The sequence below is a fragment of the Acinetobacter sp. Marseille-Q1618 genome, assembly GCF_902809855.1.
In the GTDB taxonomy this organism is placed as follows: Bacteria; Pseudomonadota; Gammaproteobacteria; order Pseudomonadales; family Moraxellaceae; genus Acinetobacter.
The window spans coordinates 1,028,550-1,045,457 of record NZ_CADDWJ010000002.1 but is presented as its reverse complement, the minus strand read 5'-3'; the positions used below and the strand labels follow the sequence as shown (position 1 = coordinate 1,045,457).

16 protein-coding genes and 1 riboswitch are annotated in these 16,908 nt (G+C 37.2%); of the genes, 5 read left to right on the top strand and 11 right to left on the bottom strand.

Translation table 11 applies throughout. The features are described from left to right. Nucleotides 1-41: 41 nt before the first annotated feature. From HUS24_RS12100 to HUS24_RS12055, 10 genes are all read right to left on the bottom strand, one after another. On the bottom strand, nt 42-899 hold the full coding sequence (locus tag HUS24_RS12100; RefSeq protein ID WP_173912240.1) for a type II secretion system protein N: 858 nt from the start codon (nt 897-899) through the stop codon (nt 42-44). Nucleotides 900-901: 2 nt separating this feature from the next. Further along, nucleotides 902-1,645 (bottom strand): type II secretion system protein N, encoded by a 744-nt coding sequence (gspN, locus tag HUS24_RS12095; protein WP_173912239.1) that lies wholly within the window; start codon nt 1,643-1,645, stop codon nt 902-904. 162 nt (nt 1,646-1,807) lie between these two features. Next, the gene (locus HUS24_RS12090) at nt 1,808-2,134 is read right to left on the bottom strand and encodes an H-NS family nucleoid-associated regulatory protein (protein ID WP_173912238.1); all 327 of its coding nucleotides are present in this window, start codon (nt 2,132-2,134) and stop codon (nt 1,808-1,810) included. A gap of 258 nt (nt 2,135-2,392) precedes the next feature. After that, nucleotides 2,393-2,824: a thioesterase family protein gene (locus tag HUS24_RS12085; RefSeq protein WP_173912237.1), complete on the bottom strand. Its 432-nt coding sequence runs from the start codon at nt 2,822-2,824 to the stop codon at nt 2,393-2,395. A 9-nt stretch (nt 2,825-2,833) separates the two neighbouring features. Next, nucleotides 2,834-4,030: a heme biosynthesis protein HemY gene (locus HUS24_RS12080; RefSeq protein WP_173912236.1), complete on the bottom strand. Its 1,197-nt coding sequence runs from the start codon at nt 4,028-4,030 to the stop codon at nt 2,834-2,836. Between the two features lie 4 nt (nt 4,031-4,034). Beyond that, nucleotides 4,035-4,877, bottom strand: a complete 843-nt coding sequence (locus tag HUS24_RS12075) for a hypothetical protein (RefSeq protein WP_173912235.1) — start codon at nt 4,875-4,877, stop codon at nt 4,035-4,037. Further along, nucleotides 4,874-5,656 (bottom strand): uroporphyrinogen-III synthase, encoded by a 783-nt coding sequence (locus HUS24_RS12070; RefSeq protein WP_173912234.1) that lies wholly within the window; start codon nt 5,654-5,656, stop codon nt 4,874-4,876. The genes HUS24_RS12075 and HUS24_RS12070 overlap by 4 nt, the downstream gene beginning before the upstream one ends. Next, nucleotides 5,656-6,582, bottom strand: coding sequence for a hydroxymethylbilane synthase (gene hemC / locus HUS24_RS12065; RefSeq protein ID WP_173912567.1), 927 nt, complete (start codon nt 6,580-6,582; stop codon nt 5,656-5,658). Before hemC ends, HUS24_RS12070 begins: the two co-directional genes overlap by 1 nt. A gap of 94 nt (nt 6,583-6,676) precedes the next feature. After that, entirely contained in the window at nt 6,677-7,414 is a 738-nt protein-coding gene (locus HUS24_RS12060; protein WP_173912233.1) for a LytTR family DNA-binding domain-containing protein, read from the bottom strand. 51 nt (nt 7,415-7,465) lie between these two features. After that, nucleotides 7,466-8,515, bottom strand: coding sequence for a sensor histidine kinase (locus tag HUS24_RS12055; RefSeq protein ID WP_254433855.1), 1,050 nt, complete (start codon nt 8,513-8,515; stop codon nt 7,466-7,468). Nucleotides 8,516-8,607: 92 nt separating this feature from the next. Here HUS24_RS12055 and argH point away from each other — a divergent pair, with 92 nt between their 5' ends. Both argH and HUS24_RS12045 read left to right on the top strand, forming a co-directional pair. Beyond that, entirely contained in the window at nt 8,608-10,038 is a 1,431-nt protein-coding gene (gene argH / locus HUS24_RS12050; RefSeq protein WP_173912232.1) for an argininosuccinate lyase, read from the top strand. Between the two features lie 28 nt (nt 10,039-10,066). After that, complete coding sequence (locus tag HUS24_RS12045; RefSeq protein WP_173912231.1) at nt 10,067-10,339, top strand: oxidative damage protection protein; 273 nt, start codon at nt 10,067-10,069, stop codon at nt 10,337-10,339. Nucleotides 10,340-11,187: 848 nt separating this feature from the next. Here HUS24_RS12045 and phoU read toward each other — a convergent pair. Further along, the gene (phoU, locus tag HUS24_RS12040; RefSeq protein WP_173912230.1) at nt 11,188-11,910 is read right to left on the bottom strand and encodes a phosphate signaling complex protein PhoU; all 723 of its coding nucleotides are present in this window, start codon (nt 11,908-11,910) and stop codon (nt 11,188-11,190) included. Between the two features lie 398 nt (nt 11,911-12,308). Between phoU and HUS24_RS12035 the strand changes: the two genes are divergently transcribed. The 3 genes from HUS24_RS12035 (at nt 12,309) to thiC (ending at nt 16,838) form a co-directional block, all read left to right on the top strand. Then, a complete protein-coding gene (locus HUS24_RS12035; protein WP_173912229.1) occupies nt 12,309-13,388 on the top strand; it encodes a hypothetical protein in 1,080 nt (359 codons plus the stop codon). 182 nt (nt 13,389-13,570) lie between these two features. Then, entirely contained in the window at nt 13,571-14,611 is a 1,041-nt protein-coding gene (locus HUS24_RS12030; RefSeq protein ID WP_173912228.1) for a hypothetical protein, read from the top strand. An 85-nt stretch (nt 14,612-14,696) separates the two neighbouring features. After that, a riboswitch (TPP riboswitch) is annotated at nt 14,697-14,830 on the top strand. Nucleotides 14,831-14,942: 112 nt separating this feature from the next. Further along, complete coding sequence (gene thiC, locus HUS24_RS12025; RefSeq protein WP_173912227.1) at nt 14,943-16,838, top strand: phosphomethylpyrimidine synthase ThiC; 1,896 nt, start codon at nt 14,943-14,945, stop codon at nt 16,836-16,838. Nucleotides 16,839-16,908 lie beyond the last annotated feature (70 nt).

The following is a 16,908-nucleotide window of genomic DNA, read 5'->3' as shown; positions in this document are numbered from 1 at the left end:
AACTTATTATCTTTCCTAGTTCTATTTGTAGTTCTGATCACTTACAAACTTTGCTGAATGGTCATCACCTGATCACCACGCTTAATTTCGATTCGTACTTTGCCATCACGCTTTGCTTGTTCTAGCAGTTGTACATCACTTTGTCCTTGACCTACAGGCTGCCCATTTAAAGAAATAATGCGATCACCCGATCTTAAGCCTAATTTATTACGGAGTGCTGAAGGAGTTTGGTCTGTAACTTCATACCCCTGCCCGCCTTGCGTATTGACACCCATATTTTTTAAATATTGATCTTTGTCTTGATTCATTTTCTCAATTGCTTGCGTCAATGCATTTTGGCTATTACTTGGCGAAGGCTCTTGAGTAGGCTGCGCTTCTTGTTGTAGAGGAGCAACGCCTGATGAACCTGCTTGATTTGGCTCAATAGGCTGGTATAAATTGCCCAAGCTATTAAATTTCAATTCACGTGTTGCACCGCTGGCTTGTCGTAAAATGACCCGATCCCAATACACTTCTGATAATTGATAGCCACTATTTTCAATATCTTGCCCCACCACAAAACGGTCAGCCACTTCATTCACCTTGATCACGGCAGAAGAATTGCGGCTTGGATAGCCCACCACAACCCCTTGCAGCTGCATAGGAATACTTTCATCTGCTTGTGCTTGATTTTTATTGGCTTCATAAAACAGCGCAAAACTTGAAATATTAGGAACTTGTGGTTGTTGCGCACCCAACTGTACGGTTTCAGGTTGCATCACTTGTGGTGGTGCAATTGTCCACCAAAACATGGCTGCTAATTTCCAACACAAAGCCAAAATAAGCAACAGTAAAACCACAGGCGCAAGATGATCTAGTTTTTTCCAAGAAATGTGTTCAAATTGTTGTTTAATATTCATCGTTATACCCCACCTTGCAATAAGGGTTGACGACTACTAATCACATAAGTATCTAAACCTGCTTTACCATCATAAGACGGAACATTAAGCAAAAAACGCTGTGTTAATTGAACATCTAACATCATGCTTGGATCAAGCGTCAGATTAACCATTTTCTGGCTACGTTGATCTTGGATATCAAAAATAAGTTTTCCAGCTTCATCTTTCAACTGACCATTCAGTGACGGCATATTCATGCGATCTTGACGTTGTGCATAGGTGTAAATCAGCTCACCGCCTGCCCATTGTAATTGTCCATCACTGTCACTAAAACCTGTGTCTTTTTTAAATTTAAAACTTACGTCTTTCAGTTGAATGGCATTGCTGGGCCATTGCCAATCTACAATAGTTTTTAGCGTTTCAGGGGCAATTTGCCCTGTCATATTTTTAATCGTAACCCGCTTCCCTAAACCATACGCAGCCACACCTTTAAGTTGTGTTTGTCCGCTATGAATTTCAATATTTGCACCCGCACGCAATAAAATCAAATCCAAAGGACGCGTGCGCCAAGTGATTGAGCCGCGTAAATTACCTTTATGCCAATCTGCTTGACCTTGCCAAATATTACCGCTGACGTTTTGTAGGCTTTGATTATTTTTATAAAATTTTGAGATTAACCATGTCGCTGGAACTTGCAATAATACAAAAACAAAAAAGGCAATGATGCCAATCATCCACCAAGTTAACTGTTTTGATTTTTTATTCATCTAGCCATACCAACATATTCATTTATTCTTCCATGCAAGATGATGCCCTAGCTACACATTATGCATAATTTTTGAATATCTCCAATTCACTCTTATAAAAAAACCAAGCAGATTTGCTTGGTTTTTGGATTTTATGGGGATTGAATGACATTAAGATGAAGATTAGATCAAGAAATCTTCTAATTTTGCACCTTTTTCGATTTCAGCAACTAACCAACGCGGTTGTTTACCACGCCCTGTCCATGTTTCTGAAGCGTCATTTTTATTACGATAACGTGGCTCTACTGCTTTACGTGTGGTTTTTTTACGTTTATGTGAGCCATACTCGATAAATTGCTCTAAAGTTAAACCTGCGGATTCAGCAATTTCTAAAATTTTATTATACGCATCTTCAATTTTTTGATCTTTTTTTGATTCAATCAATGCTTCTGCTTGTGCTGTTAAACGCTCTAACTCTTCTACTGAAAGATTACTAATATCCGGCATCATATTAACTCCATAGTCAATGTAATAATTATTCGAAATAATTCTTGGTTATAATATTTTTAATAATATTAATTAGCAATACTTAACCACAGCGATACTCACATAAATAAACAAAAAAAGAATATAGCCATTTTTTATAAAAGCCACCATTAACACTTAATATTTTAAAATATCTAGGTTTTATTTAAGCAAATTTTAATATTGATGATTTAAATAAAATATAAACCAACTTAAATTTCACACATAAACTAAAAAAATATTCTATTTTAAATGATTTCCAACCTGACTTTCTAAAACGATTATTTTCTGTCTCAAGCTTTCAGGAATCGCCATTTTCTTCATGTCCACTTTATCCACAAAGACCACCACAGCCTCACCTTCTGCAATGATTTGCTGTTGTTGTTCACTATATAAAACATAATGCATACGAATCGCACTATTTCGCATTTCATCTGTTCGTGTATATATTTTTAAATGATCTGGATAAAAAACAGGCTTTAAATATTTACATTGACTTGAAGCAACAACGGTTAGAGTTTCTTCAGCAAATACATTTAAGGCATCAAAATATTCAATTCTTGCACTTTCAATATAACGATAATATTGCACATTATTCACATGACCAAATGCATCCATATCGCCCCATGCGACTTTTTGCTTATAAATAACGGGATAATGTGATAGTTCAATCATGAATTGTCCTTAAATTTTAAATTTAACAAAATTTGCATCATTTTCAAAAATTGAATTTAACTGTAAAATCAGTGTTTCATCGCCTTTTAAAGTCGATTTAATCCTTAAATAATTCATCAGAATATCGTCTGGATATAAAGACAATAATTGTTCAGCTTGCTCAGTTTTTCCTGTTGCATTATAGATATGCCATTTGGCAAAAGCAAAAACAGGAATACCTAAATATTTTTTCTCTAGAGCATCAATTTGCTGCTCAATATATTCATAATCTGGGTTTTGACGCAATAAATGTTGTTGGAACAATAAATAAAATACATCTTGATCAAATTTTTCATTTAATAAATGCAAAGCTAGATTTTGATGTTGCTGCCCCATTTCAGGATAACGGGTTAATAATTTTAACCAGAGCACTTTGATTGCATAAGGCAACTGCTCTAAAGAAGGCTCTATATTTAAATAGCGCTGCTGAATAAGCTCATTTTCTTCCAAACTTGCATTTTCAATTTGAGATAATAATTCAGTCAACCACTGTTGTTTGGTTTCTAAACTTAATAACTTTCCAAATTGAGTAGAATGTAAATACTGAAATGGATACTGAATAGCAAAATCGCCCCATAATGCTTGTAGTTTATGTGCATATGCATCACTGACTTGATTTAACCAAGGGGAGAGTTGATGCCCATTTAAAAATTCTAAATGGGTAAGTGCTTGCTGGGCTTGATTTTGTGCCAAATGAATTTCTATACGTTGTATTTCTGCTAACTCAAACGCAGCGGTTGAGCTTTGCTCAAGTGTTTTTAATGCTGCTGCATAATCTTGCTGTCTAAACAAAAGTCGAGCCTGAACGATTTGTTTTAATAAAGCCGACTGATTAAATATCGTTTCAATAAAATCTTGTTTATCGCGTTCACCTTCTAATAACCAGACTACACCCAATTGCTCATAAGGATGTAATCGACTAAAACTCAAGGCATTTTCAATTTTACGGCGCTCTCGATTAACATAACGTTTAATCAAATACCAAGTGCTATGTGCAATAAAACTTAAAATAAGAAAGAAAAATACCACCATCCAAATATTGGTTTGGATTTGTATCGCGTGCCAATAAATATAAATATAACCCGCACCTGCGGAATAGCTAAGTAAACTCAGCAATGCCAAAATAATTAAAGCAATAAATCCATACACTAGAACAATTTGCTTCATCTACTCACCCCAATACCGTGGCTGTATTGAGTTTAGGTACTGTCAAAATTGGCATTTGCTGTATTTTGATTAACTGTTGTTTGAGCTTTTGACTTTTAGCATCAGGTAACAGGTCTAATTGTTGAATCACCAGTTTTAACATATTTTGATATTCAACATATTCACCACGCAGTAACGCTTGCTGTGCCAAAATAATTCTCAACTGACTTTCCTTTAAAATCAGTCTGCGATTCACCAATTCTGGAGCTTGTTGATCTACCCGTTGAACTTGAAACCAGCGTTGCCAGAAATGTTCAGCATTGGGTTTGGCAGGACTTAAATTTGGATGTTGAATTTCACTGTGAATATCTTGGTCTAATTGATGTAGCGCATTATTTAACTGTTGCTGTTGTTCTTGACGTGCTTGACTAAACTTTTGAATACTTTGTATATCTTGTTGAATCGCTTGATGCAAACTTCCTTTAAGTGATTCTGCTAAATTGTATTTATCAAGATTTTGATTTAGCAAAACCAATTGTTCTAAAGCAAAAATAAACTGCTGTTGCTGCAAGGCAAATTTCACCAACTCTAATTGTTGCTTAATGACGGTCGAGGCTTGAATAGTTTGAGTTTCAGGCTGTTTAGGCACACTACTATTTTGCGTATTTTTAGCAGGTGTTGCTTTGTTGGTTGAAGGATCTCGTTGTAACGCCACCACCTGATCATTTAATGTGGCATTTTTTTGCTCACTTTGATGCAAACTATTTTGAATCTCTGTGAGTTGTTTGGATACATGATAAAAGTCATAGCTAAGTTTAATCAGCCATGCCATCGCTATAAAAAATAAGAGATAGATAAACTTTTTCATACATTCCTTTGCAATTGCTGGATTTGCTGCAACACCGTACTGGCTTTTAAATTATCAAGGATGCTGATATTAAAACACATCCCTGCATTTTTCTTATATTCTTGCAAAATTTGATACAAACGTTCACCCAATACCAAATAATGACATTGCTGAACCAAGGTTAAATTAGATACATTTAAATCTAACCAGTTTAACCAGCTTGCCTCACTACTGATACAGACTACATAAGGCACACAAAAATCAGGCAATATGGATAACATCTCGACATATTTTTCCGATGTTGTTGCTGGTAAATGGCGCTCATATAAAACAAAGTTTAATACTTCAATCTGACGACTTTGGCAGTGTTGCATCATAAACTGACGTCCACCCTCACCACGCCAAAATGCTATTTTTTTTAGATTTTCTCGATTTTCAAAAATACTCAGCCCTAACATGCCTTCTGAAGTTTCCACACTAGGAACTAAACTTTCAATCTGATATTTTTTTAAGGCTTGTGCTGTCGTTTGCCCCACAGCAATCCATTCAATATGCTCTAATTGTGCTAGATGCAAGCCACTTTGTTGTAAATACTGCATGCCAATTTCAACAGCAGTTGGACTCACCACCACAATCACATCAGTATCAAATAACTGTTGATACAATATTTGCAATTCTGGTGAGAAAGAACGAGCAGACAACGCCAATAAAGGCAGCTCAACAACTGTTAACCCTGTTTGTGCCAGACATTGGGTTAATGCCTGAGCACGGTCAGTCGGTCGAGTATTTATAAATAACATTAATCTTGATGATACAGTGCTTTGAGTAAATCACCCGCACCCAATGTAAGCAATGCTTTACCTAGTTGCACACCTATTTGCTCAGCTTGATCTTCGGGTCCTTGAACTTGTTGTACCAATAATGTTTGACCATCAGGACTACCGACACGTCCTTCGAGCTGAATGGTTTGCTCATCTAAAGTTGCATAACCTGCGATCGGCACTTGGCAACCACCTTCTAAATATGCATTGAAAGCACGTTCTGCACGCACACAGACATTGGTTTCATGATGCATTAAAGGCAGGATCAAATCCAAAACCTCTTGATCATCACTACGGCACTCTAAGCCTAAAGCGCCTTGTCCTACCGCAGGCAAACTTATTTCAGGTGCAAGTGTATGACGAATACGCTCATGTAAACCTAAGCGTTTTAAGCCTGAACTGGCTAAAATAATGGCATCATATTGTCCTGCATCCAGCTTTGATAAACGTGTACCAACATTACCACGTAGATCAATCACTTCTAAATCTGGACGTTGTTTTAAGACCTGACATTTACGGCGTAAACTTGACGTACCGAGCTTTGCACCGTGTGGTAAATCTTCAAATTTTGCATACTGATTTGACACAAAAGCATCAAATGGGTCTTCTCGCTCACAGATCACTGCAAGCTCTAAGCCTTCAGGCAATTGCATTGGTACATCTTTCATCGAATGCACAGCCAAATCGGCACGCCCATCCAGTAGTGCTGCTTCTAACTCTTTAACAAATAAACCTTTTCCACCAATTTTTGCCAATGGTGTATCTAAAATTTTATCGCCCTGCGTCACAAAGGTCACCAACTCCACAGAAATGTGCGGATGAAGTGCCTCCAATCGGTCACGAATGTATTCAGCTTGCCACATCGCAAGCGGACTTTGTCTGGTCGCTATTTTCAGGGTTTTCATCATTTCAGCTTTGCCAAAGGTTTAAACACTCTAAACTTAACGTCCTGCTCTAAAAATGCAAGTAAATTATGTGAGAAAGTATAAAGCAAAGACATTATAGATTTTGCATACGCTCTCTTAAACTTGGTAAATGTCGGCGACTTACTGCTAATTTTTCGCCCAATTCACGACAGCGGACTTGGTACTGACCAGAAGCCACCATTTCCAAACCATCTAAATAATCTAAAGAAATTAAAGCATTACGATGGATACGAATAAATTTATCAGCAAACTCCTGCTCTAAATCTTTTAAAGTTTCATCGATAAGCACACTGCCATTTTTGTGGCGCACAGTGACATATTTTTGATCCGCTAAAAAATAATAAATATTTTCAATGGGTATCAACTCCAGACCACGATAAGTTTTTGCAGCAATTTGCTGTCTTTGCACTTTTTCTTCCATGAGTTCTTTTTTTTCTAAGTTAGTTATTTGGGCTTGAGTTAACTTGGTTAAACTCTCCAATACTGCGTTTAAATCGTCTTTCGCGATTGGTTTTAACAAATATCCTTTTGCTTGAGATTGAATCGCCTGTAACGCATGCTCGTCATAAGCTGTGCAAAAAATAATTGCAGGCATAGGGTCAAGTTGACTTAAATGTTTAGCACACTCCAAGCCATCCATTTCTGGCATTTGGATATCCAACAAAACCACATCGGGTGCATATTGCGCTGCGAGTTCCAATGCTTGCTGACCATGTTGCGCAGTTGCAACCACATGATGCCCCAATTGCGATACTAACCGTGACAATCGCTCAATTGCTAGAGGCTCATCATCACAAATTAGGATGTCCATTTTCCCTCCTTTTACATCATCATTATTTTAATGTATTCATCACGAATTGTATTACTTATATTGATATTGCATAACTGTGGTAAAGCGTCCATTTCCTGCAAAATTTCGAAATTGAACAGAATCCCCAAAGTGCGCATGTAAGCGCTGTTTTACATTTTCCAATGCAATACCATGTCCTTCTCTCAAATTCATTCTATCCTGTATAAATGGGTTAGTAATGACTATAGTGACTTGATTTTGCAATATTTCAACCAGTATCCCGATTTTTGCATTGATATGCTTCTTCTCAACACCATGAAAAATACTGTTTTCAACCAGCGGTTGTAGGGTTAGCAAAGGAATTTTGACTTTGTGCAACAGTTCAGGTTGTTGAATATTCCATTCGACATTTAAACGATCTCCCAGTCGAATTTGTTCAATCCCAATATATTTTTTAGATAATTCAATTTCTTCTGCCAAAGTCACCAGTTTTAACTCTTGGAAACTGACTCGAAATAATTTCGACAAATCAATCAGCATTTGCTCAGCTTTATCAGGATCAATGCTAATTAAACTCACCACACTGTTTAAGCTGTTAAATAAAAAATGTGGGTGAATACGTGCTTGCATGGCTTGTACACGCGCATTTAATTCACTATTTTGTTGTTTAAACCATTGTCCACGCATATAGATATAACGCAGACAAAACGCCCCCAAGAGTGCGCCATAACTCAAATGTAAAATGACATTTTCAAAAGCAATATCACTGTTTAATTGACTTAATGAAAAATGCCCACCCCAATGTAATACAATATTTAAAACAACTGTGGTCACCCAAACAATCAGCTCAAGCAAAACAAAACCAAATATTGCGGCTTGAACATCACTCATTTTTTTTAGTTTATGTTGAAAAAAGTCAATCCATGCCGTAAATGCCAATAACACCCAATTAATATATAAAATATATTGCAGCACATGATTTAACTGTAAATTTGACCATGACTGTGCTTCAGCCAATGCCAATAGCAAAGCCAAGACATTACTGCCAATAAAAAGCTCAACAAAATATTGCCATTGGCTGATTTTGCTAAAAAAATGTGAGCGATTTTGAGCATTTTGCATATTTAAACCAGTTTCATGTTACTGCGTTACGGAAAATAAGCTTGAATTTGCTATACTCTTTTCCAGTTCTACTGCTTTTTAAATGAGCCGACATGACCACATCTTCTAATTCCTCAAATCCGTCACAAACCCAAACTTCGGGTATGTGGGGCGGTCGTTTTTCTGAAGCAACTGATGCTTTTGTTGCTGAATTTACAGCATCTGTGCAATTTGACCAACGCTTTTATAAACAAGATATTGCAGGTTCGATTGCCCATGCTACGATGCTTGCGAAAGTTGGCGTTTTAACAGAACAAGAACGTGATGACATTATCAATGGTTTAAATACCATTAAAGCTGAAATTGAAGCAGGTCAGTTTGAATGGCGCATCGACCTTGAAGATGTGCATATGAATATCGAATCTCGTTTAACCCAACGTATTGGTATTACAGGTAAAAAACTCCATACAGGACGTAGCCGCAATGACCAAGTTGCAACCGATATTCGTCTATATGTTCGTGATGAAATTGATGAAATTTTAAAATTATTAGAAAAGTTACAAAAAGGTATTTTGGCTTTAGCGGCAAAAAATACCGATACTATTATGCCAGGTTTCACCCATTTACAAACTGCTCAGCCTGTGACGTTTGGTCATCATTTGATGGCATGGTTTGAAATGTTAGTACGGGATTCTGAACGTTTAATTGACTGTCGTAAACGCACCAACCGCATGCCGTTAGGATCTGCTGCACTTGCAGGAACTACCTACCCGATTGACCGTGCTTATACCGCTGAACTATTAGGCTTTGAAGCGGTTACAGAAAACTCACTTGATGCGGTTTCTGATCGTGATTTTGGTATTGAATTTAATGCTGCTGCATCTTTAATTATGATGCATTTATCACGCATGTCAGAAGAAATGATTTTGTGGACATCGGCACAGTTTAAATTTGTTAATATTCCTGATCGTTTCTGTACTGGTTCATCGATCATGCCACAAAAGAAAAACCCAGATGTGCCTGAGTTGATCCGTGGTAAAACAGGTCGTGTTTATGGTAATCTAATGAGCTTATTGACGCTTATGAAAGGTCAACCGCTTGCTTATAATAAAGATAACCAAGAAGACAAAGAGCCTTTGTTTGATGCAATCGATACTGTTCGTGGTTCTCTTATGGCTTTTGCGGACATGATCCCAGCGCTAGTTCCAAATATTGAAATCATGCGTGAGGCAGCGCTTCGTGGCTTCTCTACTGCGACAGACTTAGCCGATTACTTGGTTAAAAATGGCGTTGCATTCCGTGATGCGCACGAAATCGTAGGTAAAGCAGTTGCTTTAGGTGTACAAGAAGCTAAAGATTTATCGGAACTGACCCTAGAACAACTGCAACAATTTTCAGACTTAATCCAAGCGGATGTCTTTGAAAAAGCATTAACTTTAGAAGCCTCAGTGAATGCACGTAACCACATTGGCGGAACTGCACCTGCACAGGTTGCTGCGGCAATTGAACGTGCCTATGCACGTTTAGAAAAACTTTACGCTTAATCTTCTTAATTCAATCTGGAGTATTGATATGTCTCGACAAGTATTTTGCCGTAAATATCAAAAAGAAATGGAAGCTTTAGATTTTGCACCATTCCCAGGTGCAAAAGGTCAAGAGTTATTTGACACGGTGTCTAAACAAGCTTGGCAAGAATGGCTGAAACATCAAACAACTTTAATTAATGAAAAGCGCTTGAATGTATTTGAAGCTGATGCGAAAAAATTTCTTGAAGAACAGCGTGAGAAATTCTTTAACAATGATGAATCATTGGAAAAGGCTGAAGGCCTAAAGCCTGAGGCGTGATGAAGCGGAGCACTGCTCCGCCACGCCGCAAGACGAGAAACTATGCTTCGAGTGTAATTTTAAAAGTGCTGCTCTAAAAATTACGCAAGACAAAGACGAAGTCTGCGTAGTATTTGATTGAAACGTAAAAGTTTTAAAGGTACTGCTCCACCCGAACGCAAGGCGAGAAGCTATGCTTCGAGTGTAATTTTAAAAGCACTGCTCTAAAAATTACGCAAGACAAACACCGAAGGTGTACGTAGGCTTTAATCTAAAAAGAATCTCCATAATTGGGGATTCTTGTTTATATGTTGCCTTAATTTTTCTGCAAGACAAACGAAACGTTTAGTTTCTGACTTTGAAATCAATCTAAAAAGACCACCTTAAGGAAAGTCTTTTTATTCCTGTTATTTCCCTAAGATTAACGCTTTAACACCTAAATACGTTAAAATTTGTTATTCAATTCTATAATTTGGCTGTATGGAAAACTTAACTGCTTAAAAAAACTCAAAAAATATTAGAATAACAATATAATTTATTATATAATCTAACTACATAGTGATTTTAATGATGCTAATTACATGCTGAAATGCAATTTTACATTCAACACACACGAGTCATCATGATTGTTGCATAGTTTTTTCGTATTATAACTACATCAGCTAATGAAACTATTGTTCCCCCAAGGCAATAAACATTAGACAAATATTCTCCAGAATATTTCTGTTTTCTTTCCTAGATTTCCCCCCAAAGATCTAGGAATTTTTTTGTCTAAAATTTTCTATTTCTAAGCCACTTCTCATTTAAACAACATAAAAAAAGCCTTAGTATTCACTAAGGCTCTTGTACACAGGTACAAAACTGAAATTTTATTTCCCTTGTACTTTTTCTTCAATTTCTTCAATGTTGGTATGGCGCACATCCAATCCTTTTGCCATATAAATCACTTGCTCTGAAATATTTCGAGCATGATCCCCAATACGCTCTAAAGAACGTAATACCCACATTACATTGATTACACGAGAAATATGACGTGGATCTTCGATCATATAAGTCATTAAAGTGCGTGTTGCTGACTGGTATTCACGGTCAATATCAGCATCAGCAAGCAAAACTTTTAGGGCTTGTTCTGCATCAATACGTGCAAATGCATCCAAAGCATCATGAATCATCACACGCACTTGATTTCCGATATGACGGGTTTCCATATAACCGCGTGGTGACTCACCTTCTTCACATAAGGTTTGGGCAATACGTGCAATTTTTGCTGCTTCATCCCCAATACGCTCTAAGTCGGTATTGGCTTTACTCATCGCAATCACCATGCGTAAATCAATTGCAGCAGGATGACGACGTGCCAAAATCAACGTTAAAGCTTCATCAATTTCACGTTCAAACTGATTTACGGCATTGTCTTGAAATTGTACATCAATGGCAAGATTCGCATTGGTATCCAATAAAGCATGAATTGCATTCGCAACTTGTTGTTCAACCAATCCACCCATTGTCATAAATTTTGTATTTACAGCCTGTAAATCTTCATTAAATTGTGAAGAAATATGGTGTCCTAATGCAGGATTATTTGGGCTCAAAGTGTTTACTCCACAACAAGTGAAATGGCGTGATAAAGAAATTGGCATATTTAAGCATACTTATTATGAAGTTTTGATGACAGATTTTAATTATCGATATAAATACTCACGATATGATAATGAAACCGATTACTCATCCAACTCAATTCAGGATACAAAAATTACTTATTTTCTAAACACTATTATTCTTTAATTTCAAAATTACTTTAATTCTAATAATAAGTTATATTTTTCATATAAATACATTTACTCTTGTAGCGTATAATTTATTTATCGTTCAAATTTAATGCGATGTAACGCATTTACGCCATAAAGCTACAAAAGATTGCATACCTTGATGCCGTTTTAAGTGAAAATACCCTTAGTAAAAATCTCCCCCTTTTATCTCAAATGATCGCATGAATTTAAATTTATTCAATAATCTAAAGTCACTGAGTATCATTGTCAGCGTTTGTGCTGTGCTTTCGGCATGCCAAAAACCTGAACCTGAGATCGTTGCAGAAACCCAAACAGCACCTAAACCTGAAAATGTTCAACCTGATCTGACCTTAATTTGTGAGAATTTAAAAAAAGAAATGTTGGCAATGACGCCACAACGTACAACTTTGGCCATCGAACAAGTTAATCAAGACATTCGTTTATGTTTACCTTTAATGGAATGGGCTGAGCAAAAGCAGCTTATGGATTTGTCCAATCAAATGTATAAGCAGTTTTTAACGATTGAGCGCACTCCTTTAGAACAAATGGCCTTTGAAAATTATGCCTTAGATAAATCTGAATATCCTACGATTCAGCAGAGCCATTTTGAGCAACTCAATATTCGCGATCAATATCTGATTCGCCATCAAGGTCAGGCATATATCGAATTGGTAGATCAAGGACCAAAGAAAATATTTTATCGCCGCCATCCTCAGTATTTAGCTAAGGTTTTTGCACCTTATCTGCCCGAAGCAGAAAAAGTTTTTATTGAACAATTGGCATTACAAAACAGTCAACCTTTATTGCAAAATCAAAAATTGAACATCAATCCCAATGAAATTGTACAGCGAGCAATTTTTTGGGAAAGCTATATTAAAAATTATCCAAACAGTAGCTATATCAAAGATGCAAAATATCTAGAACAAACTTATCGTGCTTTACTGTTTAAAGGCACTGAGAACTCACCAACGTCTGTTCAGTATATTGATCAAAATGACATTTCAGCCTCAGTTTGGCTAGAAATTGAGGCTTTAGCGCAACAAAATGACAGCAGCTTAGCCAAACAAGCCAACCAATTTATTCAATATGTCAACATGACACCTGAACAACGCTTAGCACAGATTCCTTTGCCTGCATCTCAGCTCGAAAAAATCAAGCATGATCCGCATCAATTGGCTGTGGCGCAGTTAAATCAATTTTTAAATTTAAAAAATGTGAATGTAAACGCTCAAAATCGAGATTGTTTTAGCGACTCTATTTGCAATACCCATCCTAGTTAATATGCCTGCACTCCTCTTTTTATCATTCCATTTTAAAATATTGCTGATTATTCAACGGGTTTAATACTTGGAATTGGCATAGCGATACGTTAGGTAAAAATTTCCCTTAAAGTGATTGCTATAAATTATTTTTCAAAATAGCATGACTTTAATAGATGAATACATGCGCTTGGAAAATGAAAATGGCAAATACATTGCGTTTAGTCTACGTATTAGCAGCAGCTTGTGTATTGCCTGCATGTCAAAAAACTGAAAATCATACCACAAAGACTGAAACCCACGCGCAAAAGCCAACAATCACAACAAATCCTACCCAAGAAAATGCCCAACTCAAATGTCAAGGCATTGATTTAAAAATGAAAGCGCTGGAAAATAAATTTGCTCCAGCTAAGCTCATGGAGTTAAATCAATTATTAAAAACTTGTATTCCCCATGTTGCTTTAGAAAAACGCTATCAATGGATTCAAGACAGTGAACAAGTCTATGACAATTTATTGGCGAAATCTTCTATCGAAGTTTATCAATATATGACCGATACGACTGGTGATCGTGAAGAGCTAAAACCCGACACAAAAAAAGCCTTATACACAAAACTCAAACCTGAAGAGCAATATTTAGTAGATCATGCCAAAGCATTGTATTTAGAGAAATATTATGTTGGTGAGGGTGAATATACTTTTGTGCAGCATCCGCAATATTATGTTGATCTTTTTGTCCCTTATCTTGAAAAAGCAGATCAGATTTATTTCAAACAACTTCGCAAAGAATATACAGGTTCAAATTATATTTTAGATGCAGGACTTGCGATTAGCTTTGATGAACTCGTACAACGTTTAATGTTTTGGGAAAATTATCTACAGCACTATCCCAAAGCCCACTATAACCCACAAGTAAAAGCACTGGTTTCGAGCTATCGAGATGATTTATTTCATGGACATGAAAATACTCGGACACTTTGGTTTGATCATGACAAAATTGCGGATCATGATGCATTAAAAGCCATTGAAAAACTTGCGACCAGCCATTCATCTAGCAGCCAAACAGCACAGAAGTTTTTAAAACTGATTCAAACCAGCGAAGCACAATGGCAGCAACTGCCGCAACCTTCTGAACAAAATGATGATTATGATACTCCAGAGCAACAGCTGATTCGGACACAAAGAGCCCAGCTACAAGAGAAAATTCAAAATGCTGTTGATCAGCTATTAAAAACTAAAGCTTAAAATAAAATACTTTGGCGGATTTTGACTTAAAGTAATTTGATACAACATTCAGCACTATTTCAGTCTGTTCATGTTAGTATCTGTATATCGCTTGACGGAGCGCGAGTAATTTCTCGCTGAGATTAGATCAATTTTGCATCTCCTTGCCAAAATTTAAATCTAAGTACCGTTGAACCTGATCAGGTTAAGACCTGCGTAGGAATCAAGCATCTAAAAACCTCAGCCTTCGTTTATCTATGATTTGGATTATTTTATTTCATATCCATATAGATCAACTGCCACGTTTTTGGTCGTGCTTGATTCGTTGATGTCATTCATAAGGATCATTGAAATGAACCAATTAACGAATCTTTCTTCCCAAGAAATTTCAGCTCAACATGAGCAAGATGCCAAAGATCTCACTCGAATTTTACCTGCATCAAAAAAAGTCTACATCCAAGGCTCTCGCCCAGATATCCAAGTCCCAATGCGTGAAATTAAACTGACAGATACTCCAACAGGTTTAGGCGGTGAAAAAAATCTACCTCTTTGGGTCTATGACACGTCTGGGGTTTATACCGATCCCAATGTACAGATTGATTTAAATCAAGGCTTACCCAATGTCCGAGAAACATGGATTGCGGAGCGTGCAGACACTGAACGCTTGGACACTTTAAGCTCGGCTTTTGGTCAAGAACGCTTAAAAGATATTCGCACTGCTGAAATCCGTTTTGCACACATCCAAAAACCTCGTCGTGCCAAATCAGGAAAAAATGTCACACAGATGCATTATGCCAAACAAGGCATTATCACCCCTGAAATGGAATACATTGCGATTCGTGAAAACCAACGTCAACGTGAAGGCGTAGACATGCGTCAACATGCAGGACAAAACTTTGGTGCACGCAACTTGATGGAAATCACGCCTGAGTTTGTGCGTAAAGAAGTCGCTGAAGGTCGTGCGATTATTCCAGCCAACATTAACCATCCTGAATGTGAACCGATGATCATTGGGCGTAATTTCTTAGTCAAAATTAATGCCAATATCGGTAACTCAGCACTCGGTTCATCTATTGATGAAGAAGTGGCAAAAATGACATGGGCAACCCGTTGGGGTGCAGACACTATCATGGATTTGTCGACAGGTAAAAATATTCATGAAACCCGTGAATGGATTATCCGTAACTCTCCTGTGCCAATCGGAACTGTGCCTATTTATCAAGCACTTGAAAAAGTTGATGGTGTGGCAGAAGATTTAACTTGGGAAATTTTCAAAGACACTTTGATTGAACAAGCCGAACAAGGTGTGGACTATTTTACCATCCATGCAGGCGTGTTACTGCGTTATGTACCTTTAACTGCAAATCGTTTAACAGGCATTGTTTCTCGTGGTGGTTCAATCATGGCCCAATGGTGTTTGGCACATCATGAAGAAAATTTCCTCTATACGCATTTTGATGAAATCTGCGAAATCATGAAAGCTTATGATGTGTCGTTTAGCTTAGGTGATGGTTTACGTCCAGGTTGTATCCAAGATGCCAATGATGAGGCTCAATTTTCTGAGTTACGCACTTTGGGTGAGTTGACCCATCGTGCTTGGGAACATGATGTACAAGTAATGATCGAAGGGCCTGGACATGTGCCTATGCATATGATCAAGGAAAATATGGACTTACAACTTGAAGTTTGCAAAGAAGCCCCTTTCTATACGCTTGGACCGCTCACTACAGACATTGCACCAGGTTATGACCATATTACTTCGGCAATTGGTGCAGCCATGATTGGTTGGTATGGGACAGCTATGCTGTGCTATGTCACGCCAAAAGAGCATTTAGGTTTACCCAATAAGAAAGATGTCAAAGATGGCATTATTACTTATAAAATCGCTGCACATGCTGCAGACCTTGCCAAAGGTCATCCAGGTGCGCAAGTACGTGATAATGCACTTTCCAAAGCCCGTTTCGAGTTCCGTTGGGAAGATCAATTTAACCTGAGTCTTGATCCTGATACTGCTCGCAGCATGCACGATGAAACCATGCCAAAAGAAGCCCATAAATCAGCGCATTTTTGCTCAATGTGTGGACCTAAGTTTTGTTCAATGAAGATTACGCAAAATGTGCGCGATTATGCACAAAATCAAAATAAAGTTGAGCAAAATACTCAAGTTAATCCTGAGGTTGAAGCAGGTCTCGCTGCCATGAAAACCGCTTATCAAGAACATGGGCAAAAGTTGTACCATAAAGTTTAAATTCAGTTAAAAAATGATTTGTCTTTAATCAATTCTCCGTTAGGATGGAACGACTATGTTTCATCCTAAC

Excerpts from the sequence above, each read along its gene's own strand:
- HUS24_RS12090 (WP_173912238.1), bottom strand. The coding sequence starts at position 2,134 with ATGATGCCGGATATTAGTAATCTTTCAGTAGAAGAGTTAGAGCGTTTA.
- thiC (WP_173912227.1), top strand. The coding sequence starts at position 14,943 with ATGAACCAATTAACGAATCTTTCTTCCCAAGAAATTTCAGCTCAACAT.
- argH (WP_173912232.1), top strand. The coding sequence starts at position 8,608 with ATGACCACATCTTCTAATTCCTCAAATCCGTCACAAACCCAAACTTCG.
- HUS24_RS12055 (WP_254433855.1), bottom strand. The coding sequence starts at position 8,515 with ATGCAAAATGCTCAAAATCGCTCACATTTTTTTAGCAAAATCAGCCAA.
- HUS24_RS12080 (WP_173912236.1), bottom strand. The coding sequence starts at position 4,030 with ATGAAGCAAATTGTTCTAGTGTATGGATTTATTGCTTTAATTATTTTG.
- HUS24_RS12035 (WP_173912229.1), top strand. The coding sequence starts at position 12,309 with ATGAATTTAAATTTATTCAATAATCTAAAGTCACTGAGTATCATTGTC.
- HUS24_RS12100 (WP_173912240.1), bottom strand. The coding sequence starts at position 899 with ATGAATATTAAACAACAATTTGAACACATTTCTTGGAAAAAACTAGAT.
- HUS24_RS12030 (WP_173912228.1), top strand. The coding sequence starts at position 13,571 with ATGGCAAATACATTGCGTTTAGTCTACGTATTAGCAGCAGCTTGTGTA.
- HUS24_RS12075 (WP_173912235.1), bottom strand. The coding sequence starts at position 4,877 with ATGAAAAAGTTTATCTATCTCTTATTTTTTATAGCGATGGCATGGCTG.
- HUS24_RS12085 (WP_173912237.1), bottom strand. The coding sequence starts at position 2,824 with ATGATTGAACTATCACATTATCCCGTTATTTATAAGCAAAAAGTCGCA.
- HUS24_RS12070 (WP_173912234.1), bottom strand. The coding sequence starts at position 5,656 with ATGTTATTTATAAATACTCGACCGACTGACCGTGCTCAGGCATTAACC.
- hemC (WP_173912567.1), bottom strand. The coding sequence starts at position 6,582 with ATGAAAACCCTGAAAATAGCGACCAGACAAAGTCCGCTTGCGATGTGG.
- HUS24_RS12060 (WP_173912233.1), bottom strand. The coding sequence starts at position 7,414 with ATGGACATCCTAATTTGTGATGATGAGCCTCTAGCAATTGAGCGATTG.
- gspN (WP_173912239.1), bottom strand. The coding sequence starts at position 1,645 with ATGAATAAAAAATCAAAACAGTTAACTTGGTGGATGATTGGCATCATT.
- HUS24_RS12045 (WP_173912231.1), top strand. The coding sequence starts at position 10,067 with ATGTCTCGACAAGTATTTTGCCGTAAATATCAAAAAGAAATGGAAGCT.